This window comes from Promicromonospora sp. Populi, from assembly GCF_041081105.1.
In the GTDB taxonomy this organism is placed as follows: domain Bacteria; phylum Actinomycetota; class Actinomycetes; order Actinomycetales; family Cellulomonadaceae; genus Promicromonospora.
On record NZ_CP163528.1, the window covers coordinates 4599530 to 4618200 of the forward strand.

Genomic DNA, 18671 nt, shown 5'->3' on the forward strand with positions numbered 1-18671 from the left:
GTTCGATCGTCAGCGTGACACCGACCCTCGCCCTCGCACCTCGGCTCGCGCCGCCTCCTGGCGGCGCTGATTCTGCGTTGTCCGACGGCGGGGTGCCGCTCGACGACAGCCAGTCGGCCGCGGTCGAGGCCGCGCTGAGCCATCGCGCGACGCTGGTCCTGGGTGCACCCGGATCGGGCAAGACCACGGTCACCTGCGAGGTCGCCGTGCGAGCGCTCGCCGCGGGTGCGCAGCCGGAGCGGGTGCTGGTCCTCGCGTCGTCCCGCCGAGCGGCGGCCCGCCTGCGGGACGAGGTAGCGGCCCGGGCCGGGCGCACGGTCGGCGCGCCGATGGTGCGCACGGCTTCGTCGGCCGCGTTCGCCGTGCTCCACAAGCGTGCCGCGGCGCTCGAGCAGCCTGCCCCCACCCTAGTCTCGGGTCCGGAACAGGACCTGGTGCTGGCTGAGCTCCTCGCCGGGCACGTGGCGGGCGAGGGCCGGCCGCTCACGTTGCCGGTTGGCCTGCCCGAGGAGTCGCTCGGTCTCCGCGGGCTGCGCCAAGAGCTGCGTGACCTGCTGATGCGCGCCGCGGAGCGGGGCCTCGGGCCGGTGGAGCTCGACGAGATGGGGCGCGCGAACGACCGCCCCGAGTGGGTGATGGCCGCGCAGGTCTACGAGGAGTACCTCGACACGATGACGCTGCGGCTCGCGACTCCCGACGCCGGGCCGCGCTACGACCCGGCGGTGGTGATCGACGAGGCAGCGGAGTCCCTCCGGTCCTGGGACGACGAGGTACCCGGTCTACCGCGGCCGACGTGGGACCTTGTCGTCGTGGACGACTACCAGGAGGCCACGGCCGCGACGGTCCGGCTCCTGCGTGTGCTGCACGACGACGGCGCGCGGCTGGTGCTGCTGTCCGACCCCGACTCCGCGGTCCAGACCTTCCGCGGCGCCGCCCCGGGGCTCACCGGCCGGGCGGCCGCCCCGGCGGGCCCGGGCCGTGCCTTCGGTGCGTTCGACGCCGAGACGGCGGTGCTGGGGACGGTCTGGCGACAGTCACCGGAGCTGCGCGCGGTGACGCGCGCGGTGACCAACCGGATCCCGGTGTCGGCGAGCGCCCTGCACCGGCGCGCGACGGCGCCGGTGCCCGCAGAGGCCGAGTCTGGGGCGTCCGACGACATGGATCGAGGTGCGACGGGCCGGGCAGAGCCCGCCGCCGAACCGAGTGGCGAGCCCCGTGTCGAGTCCGCGCCGTCTGTCCAGGTCGCGGTGCTGGCGGGCGCGGCTCAGGAAGCGGCGTGGATCGCCCGCGAGCTCCGGGCGGAGCACCTGCTGCGGGGCACACCGTGGGAGCGGATGGCGGTGATCGCGCGCAGCGGCACCCGGCTGGCGGCGCTGCGGCGTGAGCTGGTGTCGGCTTCGGTCCCCGTGGCGCTGCTCGGCTCGGACCTGCCGCTGCGGGACGAGCCCGCGGTGGCGCCCCTGCTGGCGGCCGTGAAGACGTGCGCGGGCGCGCCGCGCGGCAGCCTGGAGGCACTGATCGCCGAGGAGCTCGACGGCGAGGAGGCGGTGCTGGATCCGGAGACGGCTGCGCTGCTGCTCGTCTCGCCGGTCGGCGGGCTCGACGCCGTGGCGCTCCGCCGGCTGCGTCGTGCGCTGCGGTCGGAGGAGCTGTCGGCGGGCGGCGGCCGGACGTCGGACGCCCTGCTGGTCGAGATGCTGGCCGACCCGGCGCGGGCGGCACTGCTGCCCACGCAGGTGCGGCGCGGGCCGCTGGCCGTGGCGCGCGTGCTCGCCGCCGGGCGAGAGGCCGCGGGGGAGGCGGGCGCCACCGCGCAGACCGTGCTCTGGGCCGTGTGGGCGGCGACTGGCCTGGCCGAGCGGTGGAGCGCATCGGCGCTCTCCGGCGGGCCGGCCGGGCTGCGGGCCGACCGTGACCTCGACGCCGTGCTCGCCCTGTTCCGCGCGGCGGAGACCTTCGTGGACCGGATGCCGGGAGCCCCGGTCGCCGCGTTCGTCGACTACCTGGCGTCGCAGGACCTGCCGGCTGACTCGCTGGCCGCGTCCGCCCAGGGCACGGGCGCCGTCGAGGCGCTCACGCCCCCGGGCGCCGCGGGGCGGGAGTGGGACGTGGTGGTCGTGGCAGGTGTGCAGGACGGCGTATGGCCTGACCTGCGGCTGCGCGACTCGCTGCTCGGCTCGCAGGCCCTGGTCGAGCTCATCGCCGGCCGGTCCGAGGACGGCCGCGTGGTCGGGTCGGAGGCCCGTCGCCAGGTCCTCACGGACGAGCTGCGCGCCTTCGCGGTGGCCGTCTCCCGCGCCCGGCGCCGCCTGCTGGTCACTGCCGTGGAGGACACGGAGGAGGCGCCGAGCGTGTTCTGCGACCTCGTGTCCCCGCGGGACGACGGCGGCGACGGGCCCGACCCGCGGCGGGTGCCGGTCGGCCCGCCGCTCGACCTGCGCGGTGTGGTGGCGGCCGCCCGGTCGGAGCTGGTGCGGGCCGCGGCGCAGACCGTGGCCGGCGCACAGCCGGCGTCCGCGGAGTCAGCGCCTGCCGAGCCTGCACCTGCCCATCCGGCGGCCGCTCTTCTCGCGGACCTGTCGGCAGCTGGGGTCGCCGACGCCGACCCGGGCACCTGGTACGGCGTCGCCGGGGTCTCCAGCGAGGTCCCGCTGTGGGGCGCTCAGGACACGGTGACCGTGTCCCCGTCGAAGGTCGAGACGGTGACCACGTGTGCCCTGCGCTGGGCCTTCGAGGCGGCGGGCGGCACCAAGCCGGACGCGACGCACCAGACCCTCGGCACGCTGCTGCACTCGATCGCGCAGAGCCACCCGAAGGGTTCGCTCACCGACCTGAAGCAGGAGCTGGACCGGCGCTGGCCGGAGCTCGCGCTGCCCGACGGCTGGCCGTCGCTGCAGCTGCGCAAACGCGCCGAGCGCATGGTGGAGCGGCTCGCGGACTATGTGGCCGACTCGGGTGAGCCGCTGCTCGTCGAGGCCGACTTCGACCTGCAGGTGGGTCGCGCGCGGCTGCGTGGCCAGGTCGACCGTGTCGAGGACGCGGGCGACGGCAGCGTGACGGTGGCCGACCTCAAGACCGGCAAGACCGCCGCCAGCAAGGACAAGGCAGCGGAGAACCCGCAGCTCGGCGCCTACCAGCTCGCCGTCGAGGAGGGTGCGCTCGACCTGCCCGAGGGCACGGTCAGCAAGGGCGCGAGCCTCGTCTACGTCGGTACGGAGACGGTCTCGGCGAGCGTGCGCAACCAGCCCGCCCTGGTCCCGGACGACGAGGGCAACAGCTGGGCGCGCGACACCGTCGAGGGTGCCGCCGACACGATGGCCGCGGCGCAGTTCGCCGCGCGGAACAACGACCTGTGCGAGGTGTGCGCCGTACGACGGTCCTGCCCGCTGCAGCCAGAAGGACGAAAGGTGGTCGAGTGACCGCGCACGAGCCGGAGATCCGCCTGTCCGCCCGCGCGATCGCGCGGCTGCTCGGCCGCCACGAGCCGACCGACGAGCAGGCCCGGGTCATCGAGTCGCCCCTGGAGCCCGCGCTCGTCGTGGCGGGTGCCGGATCGGGCAAGACCGAGACCATGGCTGCCCGCGTGGTGTGGCTCATCGCCAACAAGCTGGTCCAGCCCCAGCAGGTGCTCGGCCTGACGTTCACCCGCAAGGCAGCGGGGGAGCTCACCCAGCGTGTGCAGACCCGGCTGTCGCAGCTGAACCGCGCGCTGGGTGAGGAGTCGGGCGAGGCGCTGGCCGGCCTGGACCTCGACCGGCCCACCGTCGCAACCTACAACGCCTACGCCGCCTCCCTGGTCGCCGACCACGGCCTGCGCCTCGGCGTCGAGCCCAGCGCCCGCCTCCTCGGCCAGGCCGAGCAGTGGCAGCTCGCCTCCCAGGTGGTCGAGTCCTGGGACGAGGACCTCGGCACCGACAAGGCGGTCAGCACCGTCACGGGTGCGGTCGTGGCGCTGTCCGGTGCGCTGGGCGAGCACCTCGTCGACCCCGCCGACGCCCGGGCCGCGCTCACCGAGATGGCCGAGCACCTCGAGTCCGTCCCGCTCGGCCCGAAGCAGAAGCGGCGCACAAAAGACGTCGACAAGCTCATCAGCTCCGTCGCCGAGCGGGCGCGGTTCGTGGACCTCGTGGTCGAGTACCGCCGGCGCAAGCGGTTCGCCGAGGCCCTCGACTTCGGCGACCAGGTCGCGTTCGCCGCACAGCTCGCCCGCGAGGTGCCGCTGGTGGGCGCCGCCGAGCGCGCGCGGTTCGAGGTCGTGCTGCTGGACGAGTACCAGGACACGTCCTACGCCCAGGTCGAGCTGCTGTCCGGCCTGTTCGGCGGTGGCCACCCCGTGACCGCCGTCGGCGACCCGCACCAGTCCATCTACGGCTGGCGCGGCGCCTCAGCGGCCGGCCTCGCACGTTTCCCCGGCCGCTTCCAGCGCGACGACGGCGTCCCCGCCTCCGTGCACTACCTGTCCACCTCGTGGCGCAACGACGACGCGGTGCTCACCGCCGCGAACATCGTGTCGGGACCGCTGCGCTCGCGGTCGGGGGCCGGTACCAACGTCGATGTCCCGCCGCTGGACCTGCGTCCGGGTGCGGGGCCGGGTGCGGTGTCCGCGCACGTGGCCGCCACCCTGGAGGAGGAGGCCGAGGCCGTCGCCGAGTGGGTGGCGGAACGCTGGCGCTCCGGCGCGCACCCGGACGGGCGGGCGACGGCCGCGGTCCTGTGCCGGGCACGGGCGCAGTTCCCCGCGCTCGAGGTGGCGCTGCGCCGCCGCGGCCTCCCGGTCGAGGTGGTGGGCCTCGGCGGCCTGCTGTCCACGCCCGAGGTGGTCGACGTCGTCGCGCTGCTCCAGGCCGCGCACGACCCGTCCCGCGGCGACTCGCTCCTGCGCCTGCTCACGGGACCGCGGCTCAACCTCGGCGCGGCCGACCTGCACGCCCTGGGCTCCTGGGCAGCCGACCTGGCGCGGCTGGACGACCCGCGCCGCGCGGCGGCGGCCGCCCAGGCCGCGCGTGCCGGAGCCGGCAGCGCAGGAGCCGGTGCAGGAGACGGCACCGACGGCGGTTCGGCCGACGGCGCGGACGACGACCCCCGTGTGGTCGAGGGCGACGTCTCCGACCACCGCTCGATCGTCGACGCGCTGGACGACCTGCCGCCGATGGGGAAGCCGGCCCGCGACGGCCGCGTCCTGTCCGAGGACGCGCACCGGCGACTCGCCGCGCTGGCCCGGCTGCTGCGCGACCTGCGCGGGCTCACCTACCTCTCGCTGCCCGAGCTGGTGGTGCAGGCAGAGCGCGCGCTCGGCCTCGACATCGAGGCGGCCACCGCGCTCGCGCTGGCGGGGGCGCAGGTCGGGGGAGCCGTGAGCGACCGCGGCCGCGAGCACCTCGACGCGTTCCGGGACGTGGCGGCGTCGTTCGCGCAGTCGTCGGACACGGCGACGCTCGGTGCGTTCCTCGCCTGGCTCGGCGTCGCGGGCGAACGCGAGCGCGGCCTCGACATGCCGGTGCACGAGCCCGACCCGGATGCCGTCCAGGTCATCACCGCGCACGCCGCGAAGGGGCTGGAGTGGGACGCGGTGGCAGTCGCCGGCCTGTCCGACGGGGCGTTCCCCACGTGGGACCGGGGTTCGCGGTCGGGCGAGTCGTCGTCGGGCTGGCTGGCCGACCTCGGGGAGCTGCCCTACCACCTGCGCGGCGACGCGGACGACCTGCCGAGCTTCCCCTGGGAACGCGCGTCCAACACCAAGGACCTGATCGCGCTGCGCGACGAGTTCAAGCTCGAGTGCGGCGAGCACCGCCTCGCCGAGGAGCGCCGCCTGGCCTACGTGGCGTTCACCCGTGCCCGGCACGAGCTCTTCCTCACGGCCTCGTGGTGGGGCACGGCGAACCGCCCGCGCGACGTCTCCCCGTTCCTCGCCGAGCTGGCCGACGCCGGACTGGTCGGCACCGACCTGTGGGCGCCCGCACCCGACCCGGACGCCGAGAACCCGCGCAACGCGGAGGAGCTGACCGCCGTATGGCCCGCCCCGGACGGACAAACGGACCAGGACCAGGACCAGAGCACGGACGGGACCGAGCGCCCTGGGCAGCTCCGGACGGCCCGCGACGTCCTGCGCGCCACGGCCGCGCTCGTGGACGCGGCAGCGGAGGATCGCCTCGTTGTGCTCGCCGCCAACGGGCTGCCTGCCGACACGCTCACCGCGCCGCGGGGCTCGGTCACCGATACGGCCGGCCACGACCTGGTCGACCTCGCCCGCATGCTCCTGGTGGAGCGCGACCGGCACGCCGACCGGGAGATCGCCTTCCCGGCGCACGTGTCGGCGTCCGGCCTGGTGCGACTTGCCGCGGACCGGGACGCGTTCGCCCTGCAGCTCCGCCGCCCCGTCCCGGTCCAGCCCACGGTGCACGCCCGGCGAGGCACGCGGTTCCACGAGTGGGTGGAGCAGTTCTTCACGTCGGCCACCCTGCTCGACGTCGACGACCTACCCAGCGCCGAGGACGAGGACCTTCCCGACGACACGGACCTCGACAAGCTGCGCGACACGTTCCTGGGATCGGAGTGGTCGGCGCGCACACCCATCGCGGTCGAGGTCGACGTCGAGACACCGGTCGCGGGCGTCATGCTGCGCTGCCGCATGGACGCCGTCTTCAAGGACCTGGCCACGGGTCCGGACGCGGGTCCGGACGCCGTGGTGGTGGTGGACTGGAAGACTGGCCGCGAGCCGCTCGACGCCGCGGCGCGGGCGGCCCGCGAGGTGCAGCTTGCTGTCTACCGGCTGGCGTGGTCCCGCTGGACGGGGCTGCCGCTGGACCAGGTGAGCGCGGCCTTCTACTACGTGGGTTCGGACACGACCGTGCGTCCGGACCGGCTGCTGGACGAGGTCGAGCTGGAGGCGCTCATCCGGGGCGAGTCATGACCTGAGCCGTTACGCCGCCCCCTGGTCACGCGCCCTCTTCGAGCGTCGCGTCGTCCAGGTCCTCCAGCATCGACGTCGCGTCCTCGACCACCTCGGGCAGCCGGTGCCGCACCCCGTGCAGCAGCCACCGCGCGAGCGCCAGCTCGCCCACGAGCATCGCGCGCTCCGCGAGACGCGGGTCGCTCAGCTCGGTGCGGCGCAGCTGGTACGCCTCCATGATCGAGTCCACGGCTTCGAGCGGCGCCGCGGCAATGAGCCAGGCGAGGTCGTCGGCGGGGTCGGCCACCCGGGCCTCCGCCCAGCCCGAGACCGCCACCACCCGCTGCCGGTCCACGAGCAGCTGGTCCGGCGCCAGGTCGCCGTGCGCCACGACGGGCTTGAACTTCCAGAGCGACACGTCCTCGAGCGCCGCCTCCCAGCGCCGCAGCAGCGTGGGCGGCACCCGCCCGGTCTTCGCAGCCTCGTCTACCTCGGTGAGCCGACGCTCGCGGTACTCGGAGGCCGTGTAGCTGGGCAGCCCGCACGTCTCCACGACCGACGTCGGCAGCTCGTGGATCGCGGCGATGGCCCGGCCCAGGTCCGCGGCCAGGCCGGGACCCGGCTCCAGCGCCTCGACGTCGAGGTTGCTGCCGATGATCCGCCGGTGCACCACCGCCCGGCCGCCCTCCGGCAGCAGCGCGTAACCCGCGACCTGCGGCACCACGAACGGGAGCACACCCGTGTCGATGTACAGCCGGAGCGCTTCGAGCAGCTCGATCTCGGCCTCCAGGGCCGCGCCGGCCACCGTGCTCCGCGGCGCGCGCACCACCCATTCCTGGTCGTCCGCACCCGTCACTACCGCGACGTCGTAGTCGCCCGCGAGGTCGCCGACGCGCACCGACTGGGCGTCGAGACCAGGCACGGCGGCGGTCGAGAGGGCGGCGAGAGCGAGGGGCGTGCGGGACACGTGCTCACCGTATTGCAGTGTCCGCATTGCCAGGGCACAGGGCGGTGGTGTGTCCCGGCACCTGCGTGCACGCGACGAGGCCCGTCACGCCGTCGGGCGGCTTCGCAGCCGACGACGTGACAGGCCTCGGTGGGGATCTGTCGGGTCGGACGCCGCGCTACTTCTGCGCGGGCGTGCGTAGCGGGGCGTGCATGAGAGCGTGGCTTGCGCCGATGGTGAGGAACAGCCCGCCGGCCCACCAGAAGAGAAGCCAGAGCATTCCCGGATCGAGCGTGCTCAGGACCATTACCGCCACACCAGCCGAGGCCAGGACGATGCCGGGCCACGCCTTGCGGACGGTGATGAGCGCCGCGAGGACGAAGGAGATCGCGATCTCGACAAAAGCCCAGAAGTCGGCACCGAAGCTGCCGACGAAGAGGGCCGACAGGATGAAGAGCCCCGGCAGGGCCGTGACAACAGCGCCAGCGATGCGCCAGCCTGCCGCGGGCCGACCGTTACGGGCAATGATCGGGGTGAAGAGCGCCGCGCAAACGAGCATGGCGGTGGGTTGGTAGACCACGAGGTCGATGCCCATGGGGTACACGCCGATCAAGTTGGTCCCCACCGTCAGCGTGATTGCCACCGCAACCGTCGCGATCGTGCGGGCCCGCAGGGGCACGAGGATCGGAACCGCCACGATCAGCGCGACGACCAGGTGCAACAGCACGATCTCGAAGCCCTGCTCGGCGACAACCACTAGGTCGGGGTCGTCGCTAGGGATCAGGAACGTGTCGAACATCGCGGTGAAGACGGCCGCGCCTATCGCCAGCCACAGCAGGACGCGCCTCATCCGGTCGGCCCGGCCCGGTTCGTGACCCAGCTCGGCCCGCACCCGTGCGGTGAACGTCGCGGGGTCGCCGAGGCTCTCCGCGGCCTGCTCTGGGGTGCGGCCCGCATCTGCGGCGTCCGCGAAGTGGGCCCGGACGTCGTCGAGCACCGCGTCACGCTGTTCGGGGCTGAGTGCCTGCAGGCGCTTGCCGACGTCGCGCAGATAGGTGTCCTCGGCGTTCGCGTTCATCGCAGTCCTCTCGGGCATCGGGGTCTTCTCGTTCAGGAGAGTTCTCTCGGTCATCTTGATCCTTCCAACAGGGCGTTGACCTGCGCGCCGAGCGACGTCCAGACCCGGACGAAGGCGGTGAGCTGGTCGGTGCCGGTATCGGTGATGGCGTAGTAGCGGCGGGGGCGTCCGGCACCGGACGCTTCCCATCGGGGCTCGACGAGCCCGTTCTCGCGCATGCGGGCCAGCAGGGGGTAAAGGCTGCCCTCGCCCGCGATGAGCTCGCGCTTGGTGAGGTCGTCCGCTAGCTCGAGGCCGTACTTCTCGCCGTGGGAGAGCAGCGCGAGCACGCAGTACTCGAGCACTCCCTTGCGGAGGTTGGTAGCGATGCGCTCTTCGGTCATGACAAGAACTCTAACCTTGCATAGCAAGACTTGCAACACAAGACTTGCATGACAGGGTTCGGATCGCTGCGACGGAGCTGCGGTGGCGCGCTCCCGCGACGCAGCCGGGAGCGGGTGTCGGAGTGGGCGACTACTGTCTGCCCTGTGCCAGTCCTCGACCTCCCGTTCGCCCGCGCCACCCACGACCGCGCCGCACATCGGCGCGTCGAACCCCGCCTCGTCGACGACCTCCGCAAGGAGCCGGGCACCCGGGTACTGGTGCTGCGCGGGAGTCGCGTGGCCGTGCTCGGTCAGCGCGTTGCGCTGTTCGCGCCCGACGACGTCGCACACCTCGCCGTCCGCACGCACCTCTTCCTCGGGGAGGCCGACGACGTCGCTTACCTCGCGGCGGTCCTGCCCGACGACGACTCCGAGCCCGCTCCGGACCTCGACGTCGAGTGGGCCGCGATGCGCACGCTCGACGTGCCCGACCTGGACCAGGGGCTCGCCGTCGAGGCGTTCGCCCTGACCCAGTGGCACGCGGTGCACACCCACTGCCCGCGGTGCGGCGCTCAGACCGAGGTGGCGCAGGGTGGCTGGGTCCAGCACTGCCCGGTGGACGACTCGACCCACTTTCCGCGCACCGATCCCGCCGTGATCATGGCGATCACCGACGCCGACGACCGCCTGCTCCTGGCCCGCGGCCCGGAGTGGGGCCCGGGCCGCCGGTCGGTGCTGGCCGGCTTCGTGGAGCCGGGCGAGGGGCTTGAGCAGGCTGTGGTGCGCGAGACCGCGGAGGAGGTCGGCGTCGCCGTCGACCCCGGGTCGGTCGAGTACCGCGGCAGCCAGTCGTGGCCGTTCCCGGCGTCCCTCATGCTGGGCTTCCGCGCCCGCGCCACCACCACGCAGCTGGTGCTCCAGGAGGACGAGATCGCCGAGGCCGGCTGGTTCAGCCGCGAACAGGTAGCCACCGCGCTGGCCGACGGCAACCTGAGCGCGTTCGGCCTGAACTCGATCGGGCGCTCCCTGATCGAGGAGTGGTTCGGCGGCCCGCTCGGGAACCAGCCCAGCCCTGTGTGACCGGCCCTGGTCAGGCGGGAGTCGCCTGGCGTAACGCCGTCGTCCTCTCGACGAGGTCCCAGAGGACGGTCGCGGCCCCGTGCTCGTGGATCGTGCCGGTGACTCGCTTGGCAAGAGCCTTGATCGGCTCGGGGGCGTGCCCCATCGCTACGCCGTGCTCCGCCCAGGTGAGCATCTCCCGGTCGTTCCACCCGTCACCGATCGCGAGGGTGTGCACGGGGTCGATGCGCAGCAGGTCTCGGATCGTGTCGAGAGCGGTGGCCTTGGACAGCCCGGGCGCCGTGACGTCTACCCAGTTCTGAGCGTTGGGTGTTGCCGTTACCCCGAGCCCGCGCAGCGGCTCGACAAGGCTCGTGACGTCGGGTCCGGCCAGGATCGCGCGGGTGACCGGGGTCGCCCACAGCATGTCGACCCGCCCGACGACCCGCTGATCGCCGTTGATCTGTGCGGGATCGAACGGGTGCGTGACGTCGTAGCCCCACCCGACGACCTCGACGCCGATCTGCACGTCGGGGATGCGTGCGCGGGCAAGCCTGACCATGGGACCCGCGTCGAACGTGTGCTGCTCGTGCAGGACGTACCCGCCGGGCGCCTCCGGAACCAGTCGCGCCGTCACGGCACCGTTGGAGACGACGACCCAGCCGCCGTCGAGGCCGAGGTTCTTCGCGACCGGCAGCGCTCCGATCAGGGAGCGCCCGGTGGCAAGGACAACTTGGTGGCCGGCCGCGCGCGCCGCCGCGACGGCGCGCGCGGTGACCAGCGGGACCTCCATGCCGGTGTCCAGGAGGGTGCCGTCGATGTCGAGTGCGACCAGGTACGGGCCGTACCCGGCAGCTCTGCGGTGCCCTGCGCCGCGCGCAGTTCCCATGTTCTCAGTCCTCTCGCGTCGCATAACCGAGTCCCGGCCCGCCGCCCGCGCGCACAGAGTCCACTTTTGTGGGTACTTATGCACCGAGATGACACAGTTTGTGTCACCCGCTTTCTGAGGGTGATATCGGCCTGTCGGCCACGCGAAAGAAGGCCGTATGGTGTGGTTTGCCCGCTAACTGTGCCAGCAAGGGACTTACACGAGATGCCTGACGACGATTCCATCGGTCTCCGGATCGCGCAGCAGCGCAAGGCGCGCGGGATCACCCAGATCGCTCTGGCGCACGACGCCGGGGTGAGCGTGTCGCTGCTGCGCAAGATGGAGCAGGGGTCGAGGATCGCCTCGCAGCCGGTTGTCGCCGCCCTGGCGCGGGCACTCCATGTCGACGTCGCGACCCTCACCGGCCAGCCGTACGACCGCGACGGGCCGCACCCGGACCGCATCCACACGGCAGTGCCCGACCTGCGCCGCGCGCTGGCGTACTGGAACCTCTCGACGGAGCTCGAGACGGCCCCGCGTTCCCCGGTGCAGCTGGCGGCCGGCGCGGCGGAGATCGCCACGCTGTACCAGCTCGACCGGAACTTCGAGGTGGCGCAGCGGCTGCCGGCGCTGCTGATGGAGGCGTTCGCGACGGTGCACGACACTGACGGGGACGAGCGGGAGGTGCTGTTCGACGCGCTGATGGGCATGTTCTATGCCGCGCACGCCGTCACGTACCAGTCCGGCTACGAGGACCTGTCGACCATCGTGGAGGACCGCATCATGTGGGTCGCCGCGGAGTCGGGCGACCCGATGATGAAGGCGTTCGCGAGCTGGGTACGCACCACGTCCCTGATGCGGCTGGGCGCGTACGACGCCGGGCTGGGCGTCCTCGACCAGTCGCTCGACGAGATCGATCCCGGGTCGCGCGAGGACCGGGCCGCACTACGCATGACGGGCTCGCTCCACCTGCGGTCGGCGATCCTCGCGGCGCGCGCCAACCGTGCAGACGACGCCGCCGCGCACATCGCCGAGGCCCGTCAGGCCGCTGCCCACACCGGCGCGGACACCGACAACGACTGGCGCAACCTCGCGTTCGGACAGACGAACGTGGACATCCACGCGGTAGCCACGGCGGTCGAGTCGGGCGACGGCCCTCGGGCCCTGACCCTGGCCGACGAGATGCGCTTCTCCGGCGACGTCACGCGCCGCCTGCCGATCCGGATCGGGCACCATCACATGGACGTCGCGCGTGCGCAGCTCTGGCAGGGCAGGACCGACAGCGCGCTGGTCAGCCTGGAGAAGGCCAAGAAGTTCGCACCGCAGCAGACGCGCCGCCACCCGACGACACGAGAGGTGACCCGCATGCTGGTCCGCGCGGGCCGCCGCGCGAACGACCCCCTGGCGAGGTTCGCCACCTGGCTCGGCACCGACGCCGACTGGTAGGCCCGCGCTGGTAGGCCGTGCCCGGTGGACCCGGCGTCAGCCGGCCAGCGCGACCTTCACCTGGGCGAGGCTCGGGTTGGTCGCCGCCGAGCCGTCCGGGTACACCACTGTCGGCACGGTCTGGTTGCCGCCGTTGACCTGCTCCACGAAGGCGGCGGCCTCCGGGTGCTGCTCGATGTCGATGACCGTGTAGCCGATGCCCTCCGAGTCGAGCTGCGTACGCAGTCGCCGGCAGTACCCGCACCAGGTGGTCGAGTACATCAGGACGGTGCCGTCTTCGGGGACAGGCGAGGGACCCGGCGTGTCCGACTCGGACATCTGTACTCCTTGTCAGTGGTTGCTGCGAGAATCGCAGACGATGCTCACCCAGACCAACTCCGTCGGCGGTCCGAATCATCCTGGACCGCTGAGCCCCGACGCGATCCTGACCGCCCTGGACCCCGAGCAGCGCGAGGTCGCCCTCGCGCTCAACGGCCCGGTGGTGGTGCTCGCGGGAGCGGGCACGGGCAAGACGCGCGCCATCACGCACCGCATCGCGTACGGCGTCCGGATCGGGGCGTACAAACCGTCCAGCGTGCTTGCCGTGACGTTCACGGCTCGCGCGGCGGGGGAGATGCGCACACGCCTGCGCGAGCTCGGCGTCCAGGGAGTGCAGGCCCGCACGTTCCATGCCGCTGCGCTGCGCCAGCTCGGCTACTTCTGGCCGCGCATAGTGGGCGGCGCACCGCCGCGCCTGCAGGAGTACAAGGCGCAGCTCGTCGCGGAGGCGGCGCGCCGCCTCGGCCTGAGCGTGGACCGCGTGGCCGTCCGTGACCTGAGCAGCGAGGTCGAGTGGGCAAAGGTCTCGCTCATCACGGCGGACGACTACGAGAAGGCCGCGCAAGCGGTGGGCCGCGAGGCGCCGTCGGGCTACGACGGACAGACCGTGTCGCGCCTGATCACGGCATACGAGGAGGCAAAGACCGAGCGCGGAGTCATCGACTTCGAGGACGTACTCCTCATGCTCGGGGACATGCTGAACAGCCACAAGGCAGTGGCGGACGAGGTGCGTTCGCAGTACCGGCACTTCGTCGTCGACGAGTACCAGGACGTCTCCCCGCTGCAGCAGTTCCTGCTGGACCAGTGGCTGGGCGGGCGCAGGGAGCTGTGCGTCGTGGGTGACCCGTCGCAGACCATCTACTCCTTCACCGGCGCCTCGCCGCGCCACCTCCTGCAGTTCCGCCGCACCTACCCGGAGGCGCAGGAGATCCGGCTCGTCCGCGACTACCGCTCCACCCCCCAGGTGGTGAACCTCGCCAACGAGGTGCTCAAGCGCGCCGGGCGAGAGGGTGGCGCGCACCAGGCGCTGGAGCTGGTCGCGCAGCGCAGGCCCGGCCCGCCGACCGCGTTCACCGCGTACGACGACGACGAGGCCGAGGCCAAGGGCATCGCCACCCGCGCCGCCCGCCTGATCCAGTCGGGGATCAAACCGAGCGAGATAGCGGTGCTGTACCGCACCAACGCGCAGTCCGAGGCGTTCGAGGCCGCGTTCGCCGACGCCGGTGTGGGCTACCTCGTGCGCGGCGGCCAGCGGTTCTTCCAGCGCAAGGAAGTGCGCGACGCCATCCTGCTGCTGCGCGGGGCCGCCCGATCCGCCGACCCCGAGCTCCCCATGCCGGACCAGGTACGCGACATCCTCGCCGCCGCCGGCTGGGCCGACCAGGCGCCCACCGGCCGTGGTGCCGCCCGCGAACGCTGGGACGCGATGCAGGCGCTCGTCTCGCTCGCCGACGACCTGGCCGCCGCCGCGCCCCCGGAGAGCCCCGCGACCGTCGCCGGTCTCGTCGCCGAGCTCGACGAACGCGCCTCCGCCCAGCATGCCCCGACGGTCGAGGGCGTCACGCTCGCCTCGCTGCACGCGGCGAAGGGTCTGGAGTGGGACGCCGTTTTCCTCGCCGGGATGAGCGAGGGCCTCATGCCCATCTCGCTCGCGGAGTCCGACGATGCGGTGCACGAGGAGCGTCGCCTGCTCTACGTGGGGATCACCCGCGCCCGCGAGCACCTGGAGGTGTCGTTCGGGCGCTCGCGGAACCCGGGCGGGCGGGCCACGCGCAAGCGCACAAGGTTCCTCGACGGGCTGTGGCCGGACGAGTCACGCAACCCCCGTGCCCGCACCGCACCGAAGGGTCACGCTCGCGCACTGCTGACCGGCGAGCACGACGTCGCGCTCTTCGACGCCCTGCGCGACTGGCGGCTCGAGGTCGCCCGGGAGACGGACAAGCCCGCCTACACGGTGCTGACCGACGCCACGCTGGCGGCCATCGCGGAGATCCGACCTTCGGCCATAGCCGAACTTGCTCGCGTGGACGGCATCGGACCAGCGAAGATAGACAGGTTCGGCGCCACGATCCTCGCGATCGTGTCGGCTGCACAGAGTTCCTGAGCGGTCCGCCAGATGGTCCTTCAGCTGGTCCGCCGAGGAACGTTCGAGTGGTTCGGGTCCGCCCGGGATGGCCGCCCAGTGAGCCGTCCCGGGCGTGACGAAAAACTTTCTCAAGAAAGTTCGTAAAAAGAGTTGGCTCGCTACGGCGGCCCGGCATAGTGTTCACGTGTCCCTGAAAGCAGTGGGCAAGACCGAGAAGGTCTGGCCCGGACTCGAGTGAGGAGGTGGGTGTCTTGGAGATGAACATCAACACGCAGACGGATCTGCAGGTGTGCAAGAACGTGCTCGGCTACACGCTCGTTCCGGCAACCGGCGCAGCTCTGTCTTTCCGCGCGCGCACTCACCGCGGAGGCGTCAAGCCGTCCGCAATCGCACCCGACTCCGCATCTCCAGGAGACTCGCCGGTCTAACGACCGAAGAGTTCCAGGCCGCGGAGTCCACCTAGGACCCGCGGCCTTAATTTTTGTCCGGAGATCCGACCCCACGAGGGTCGGCCGGCGGAGATCTAGCCCGCGGTCCTGTTCCAACAGACGTTCACCGACGACGTTCATCCACACAGGACACAGGAGACAACCGTGCGCCTCACTGCGCTCCTCGACACTCTCCCCCAGGGCGGCTCGGGCCCCTGGGACCCGCCTCAACCCCCCGCCACGAGCGGGACCGGTTCGGACTCGGCGGAGTTCAACCGGCTCATGGACACACTGCTGCCGTGCCGTACCAACGACCCGGAGCTGTGGTTCGCCGAGCACAGCACGCAGGTGGAGCAGGCCAAGGCGCTCTGCCGCACCTGCCCGCTGATGGAGGGCTGCCTGGCCGGCGCCCTCGACCGCAACGAGCCCTGGGGCGTCTGGGGCGGCGAGGTATTCGTCGACGGCGCCGTGGTTGCTCGTAAGCGTGGCCGCGGTCGGCCGCGTAAGTCGGAGATCGTCGCCGCGTGATCCACCTGGTCAAGCCGGCAGAACCACGCATCCGCAGCGCGGGTGCGGGTTCGCCGGCTTGACCAGCGGGAGTGCCGCCGGGAGAGAGATCTCCAGGCACGCGCCGACGGCCGCCGGCCGGTGCCCGTCCAGCTGGGCGAGCACCTGGCCGGCGGCCGTTGCCGCTGCCACCGCACAGAGCGTCGCCTCGTGCGTCGGCTCCGACGTCTTGCGCAGCTGAGCGGCCAGCGCCGGCCATTCGCGATCGGCGTCGGCGTGGGTCAGGTCCACGCAGGTCACGCACGCCGACCGGCCCGGCCGGACGAAGGGGCCCACCACCATGTCCGCCTCCCGCACCACCACCGGCAGGTGCGGCACCCCGAGGCCGAGCAACCGCTGATACCGCGCCGGGTGCGCGGCATGCGGTTCGGTGACCACCACCGCGTCGAGGATCGTCGGGTCGAACCCCATCCCACCCGCCGTGCTGTCGTCCACCCGGACCGCCACTCGCGGGCAGCGCTCCGCCAGGAGCGCACGCACCGCTTCGTCGCGGGCCTGCCCCACGTCGATCGCCCGCAGCCCGCCCAGCCCGACGTCGGTGATCTGCACCGGCAGCGGGTCGTGCAGCACAAGCAGGCCCACCCCCGCCGTCGCGAGGTGCAGCGCCACGGCCGTCCCCAGCCGCCCGAGGCCGACGACGCCCACCACCCGCAACGCGCGGTCCGCGAGGGTGGCGAGCCCGGCGCCGTCGGGCCGCAGCATGCCGAGCACCGTCGCGTCGGCAGCGCCGTCGGCCGGTGCCGTGACCGCACCGACGGTCCCTGGTACGGGCACCAGCACACCCGCCCGGAACAGGGCGGTCATGATCTCGTCGCGGCGTTCGATGGGCACCCCGCACCGCGCCGCGGATTGCTCGACCGTCACGTGCCGCCGCTCGGCGATCTCGTCGAGCCACATCTCCTCGGCCGGGGTGAGACCGGACAGCACGAACGACCAGCGCGGGTCGGACCCGCACTGCACCTGGCCGCCACCGCGGCTGAGCACGGGTGTACCGGGCCGAAGCCGGAGGAGGGGAGCGCGCGTCATGCCCACAACGATGCCCGACGGCGGAGCTCGCCCCGGGCGCTCGTCCACAGTTCCAGAGGTATACCCAAAGCACCGGGCGGGCCGGAAGTTCCCGTGTGCGCCCAGAGCCAAATAGACGGTGCATCGCTTGCCCACCCGGTTACGGTGACACTATGAGCGACCAGCACCAGAGCGGCAATACTCCCGAGTCGTGGGAGGAGATGCTGCGCTCCATGCTCGGCGACGGCGCAGACGAAGTGATGGCGGAGATGCGCGAACGGGGCATCGACCCGACGGCGCTCGGCGGCCCGCCCGACCCCGTGATGATGCAGTACGCGCTGGCCCAGGTGCAGAAGATGCTCTCGGCAGAGGGCACGGGACCGGTCAACGCGGACGTCGCGCACGACGTCGCGCGGCAGGTGGCCGTCGCCGAGGGCGACCCGTCCCTGACCGGCAAGCAGGCCAAGGACGCGACCGACGCGCTGGCGGTGGCCGAGCTCTGGCTCGACGCGGTCACCGACCTCCCGCCCGCGGGCGGGACGAGGCGCGCGTGGAACCGGTCCGAGTGGGTCGAGGCCACGCTCCCGGTGTGGAACGAGCTCGCGGCGCCCGTCGCCTCCTCGGTGTCGGAGGCACTGGCCACAGTCCTACGCGACCAGCTCCCGGAGGGAGTGGACGACGGCGAGGCCGTCCCCGGGATGCCCGCCGGTGTGCTGCACGGCCTCGGCGGCTCGATCGACCCGACGCAGATGATGCGGCGGCTCGGCTCCGCGGTGTTCGGTATGCAGGTCGGCCAGGCCGCCGGCACGCTCTCGCGTGAGGTGTTCGGCGCCACCGACGTCGGCCTGCCGCTGCTCGACAGCCCCGACACCGTGCTGCTGCCCACCAACGTGGCGGCGTTCGCCGAGGGCCTGGACGCCCCGCTCGAGGAGGTCCGGCAGTTCCTCGCGGTCCGTGAGGCGGCCCACGCGCGCCTGTTCACGCACGTGCCCTGGCTGCGTTCGCACCTGCTGTCGATCGTGGAGCGCTACGCGCGCGGCATCACCATCGACCTCGACGCGCTCGAGTCGCAGGTGCGCGACATCGACCTCGCCGACGCCGACGCCCTGCGCGGTGCCCTGTCCGGCGGGGTGTTCGGGCTGCAGAACACGGACGAGCAGAAGGCGGTGCTGCTGAACCTGGAGACCACGCTCGCGCTCGTGGAGGGCTGGGTCGACGAGGTCAGCACCATCGCGGCGCTGCCCCACCTGCCGCACGCCATCCCGCTGCGCGAGATGATCCGGCGTCGGCGGGCCGCGGGTGGCCCCGCCGAGCAGACGTTCTCCACGCTGGTCGGCCTGGAGCTGCGGCCCCGCCGGTCGCGCGACGCCGCGTCCCTGTTCTCGATAGTCGCGCGCGCCCAGGGCACCGAGGGGCGCGACGCCGTGTGGGACCACCCGGACCTGCTGCCCGGCACCCTCGACCTCGACGACCCGGCGGGCTACCTGGTGCGTCGCGAGGCTGCGGAGAACGAGCACGCCGACGTGGACGCGGCCCTCAAGGAGATCTTCGGCGAGGACGACGCGGACGGCCCGAAGTAGAAGGTCCGCCAAGGGCAAGCGGTTAGGCCTGGATCCTCG

Annotated in this window: 13 protein-coding genes; 7 read left to right on the top strand and 6 right to left on the bottom strand. The window is 72.7% G+C overall.

The features are described 5' to 3' along the window. Positions 1–14: 14 nt before the first annotated feature. Together AB1046_RS20795 and AB1046_RS20800 are read left to right on the top strand one after the other, a co-directional pair. Positions 15–3419, top strand: a complete 3405-nt coding sequence (locus AB1046_RS20795) for an ATP-dependent helicase (protein ID WP_369371184.1) — start codon at positions 15–17, stop codon at positions 3417–3419. Further along, a complete protein-coding gene (locus tag AB1046_RS20800) occupies positions 3416–6910 on the top strand; it encodes a UvrD-helicase domain-containing protein (RefSeq protein WP_369371185.1) in 3495 nt (1164 codons plus the stop codon). The genes AB1046_RS20795 and AB1046_RS20800 overlap by 4 nt, the downstream gene beginning before the upstream one ends. Before the next feature lie 25 nt (positions 6911–6935). Here AB1046_RS20800 and AB1046_RS20805 read toward each other — a convergent pair whose 3' ends face one another. The 3 genes from AB1046_RS20805 to AB1046_RS20815 all read right to left on the bottom strand — a co-directional run bounded on the left by AB1046_RS20805 (position 6936) and on the right by AB1046_RS20815 (position 9296). Then, positions 6936–7856 carry a phosphotransferase gene (locus AB1046_RS20805; RefSeq protein ID WP_369371186.1) on the bottom strand — a complete coding sequence of 307 codons (921 nt, stop codon included), beginning with the start codon at positions 7854–7856 and terminating at the stop codon, positions 6936–6938. 157 nt (positions 7857–8013) lie between these two features. Next, the gene (locus AB1046_RS20810; protein ID WP_369371187.1) at positions 8014–8967 is read right to left on the bottom strand and encodes a DUF1700 domain-containing protein; all 954 of its coding nucleotides are present in this window, start codon (positions 8965–8967) and stop codon (positions 8014–8016) included. Next, a complete protein-coding gene (locus tag AB1046_RS20815; protein WP_369371188.1) occupies positions 8964–9296 on the bottom strand; it encodes a PadR family transcriptional regulator in 333 nt (110 codons plus the stop codon). The genes AB1046_RS20810 and AB1046_RS20815 overlap by 4 nt, the downstream gene beginning before the upstream one ends. A 144-nt stretch (positions 9297–9440) precedes the next feature. Between AB1046_RS20815 and nudC the strand changes: the two genes are divergently transcribed. Then, complete coding sequence (nudC, locus tag AB1046_RS20820; RefSeq protein WP_369371189.1) at positions 9441–10355, top strand: NAD(+) diphosphatase; 915 nt, start codon at positions 9441–9443, stop codon at positions 10353–10355. Between the two features lie 10 nt (positions 10356–10365). Here the strand turns inward: nudC and AB1046_RS20825 are convergent, their stop codons facing one another. Next, the gene (locus tag AB1046_RS20825; RefSeq protein ID WP_369371190.1) at positions 10366–11223 is read right to left on the bottom strand and encodes an HAD family hydrolase; all 858 of its coding nucleotides are present in this window, start codon (positions 11221–11223) and stop codon (positions 10366–10368) included. 204 nt (positions 11224–11427) lie between these two features. Here AB1046_RS20825 and AB1046_RS20830 point away from each other — a divergent pair, with 204 nt between their 5' ends. Then, the gene (locus tag AB1046_RS20830; protein WP_369371191.1) at positions 11428–12648 is read left to right on the top strand and encodes a helix-turn-helix domain-containing protein; all 1221 of its coding nucleotides are present in this window, start codon (positions 11428–11430) and stop codon (positions 12646–12648) included. A gap of 36 nt (positions 12649–12684) precedes the next feature. Here AB1046_RS20830 and AB1046_RS20835 read toward each other — a convergent pair whose 3' ends face one another. Beyond that, positions 12685–12966, bottom strand: coding sequence for a mycoredoxin (locus tag AB1046_RS20835; protein ID WP_369371192.1), 282 nt, complete (start codon positions 12964–12966; stop codon positions 12685–12687). 40 nt (positions 12967–13006) lie between these two features. Between AB1046_RS20835 and AB1046_RS20840 the strand changes: the two genes are divergently transcribed. Next, the gene (locus AB1046_RS20840) at positions 13007–15070 is read left to right on the top strand and encodes an ATP-dependent helicase (protein WP_369371193.1); all 2064 of its coding nucleotides are present in this window, start codon (positions 13007–13009) and stop codon (positions 15068–15070) included. A gap of 575 nt (positions 15071–15645) precedes the next feature. Continuing rightward, on the top strand, positions 15646–16008 hold the full coding sequence (locus AB1046_RS20845) for a WhiB family transcriptional regulator (protein WP_369371194.1): 363 nt from the start codon (positions 15646–15648) through the stop codon (positions 16006–16008). Between the two features lie 9 nt (positions 16009–16017). Here the strand turns inward: AB1046_RS20845 and AB1046_RS20850 are convergent, their stop codons facing one another. Next, on the bottom strand, positions 16018–17073 hold the full coding sequence (locus AB1046_RS20850) for a ThiF family adenylyltransferase (RefSeq protein WP_369371195.1): 1056 nt from the start codon (positions 17071–17073) through the stop codon (positions 16018–16020). A 152-nt stretch (positions 17074–17225) separates the two neighbouring features. On the opposite strand from AB1046_RS20850, the gene AB1046_RS20855 reads away from it, so the two are divergent. Beyond that, entirely contained in the window at positions 17226–18632 is a 1407-nt protein-coding gene (locus AB1046_RS20855; RefSeq protein WP_369371196.1) for a zinc-dependent metalloprotease, read from the top strand. Positions 18633–18671 lie beyond the last annotated feature (39 nt).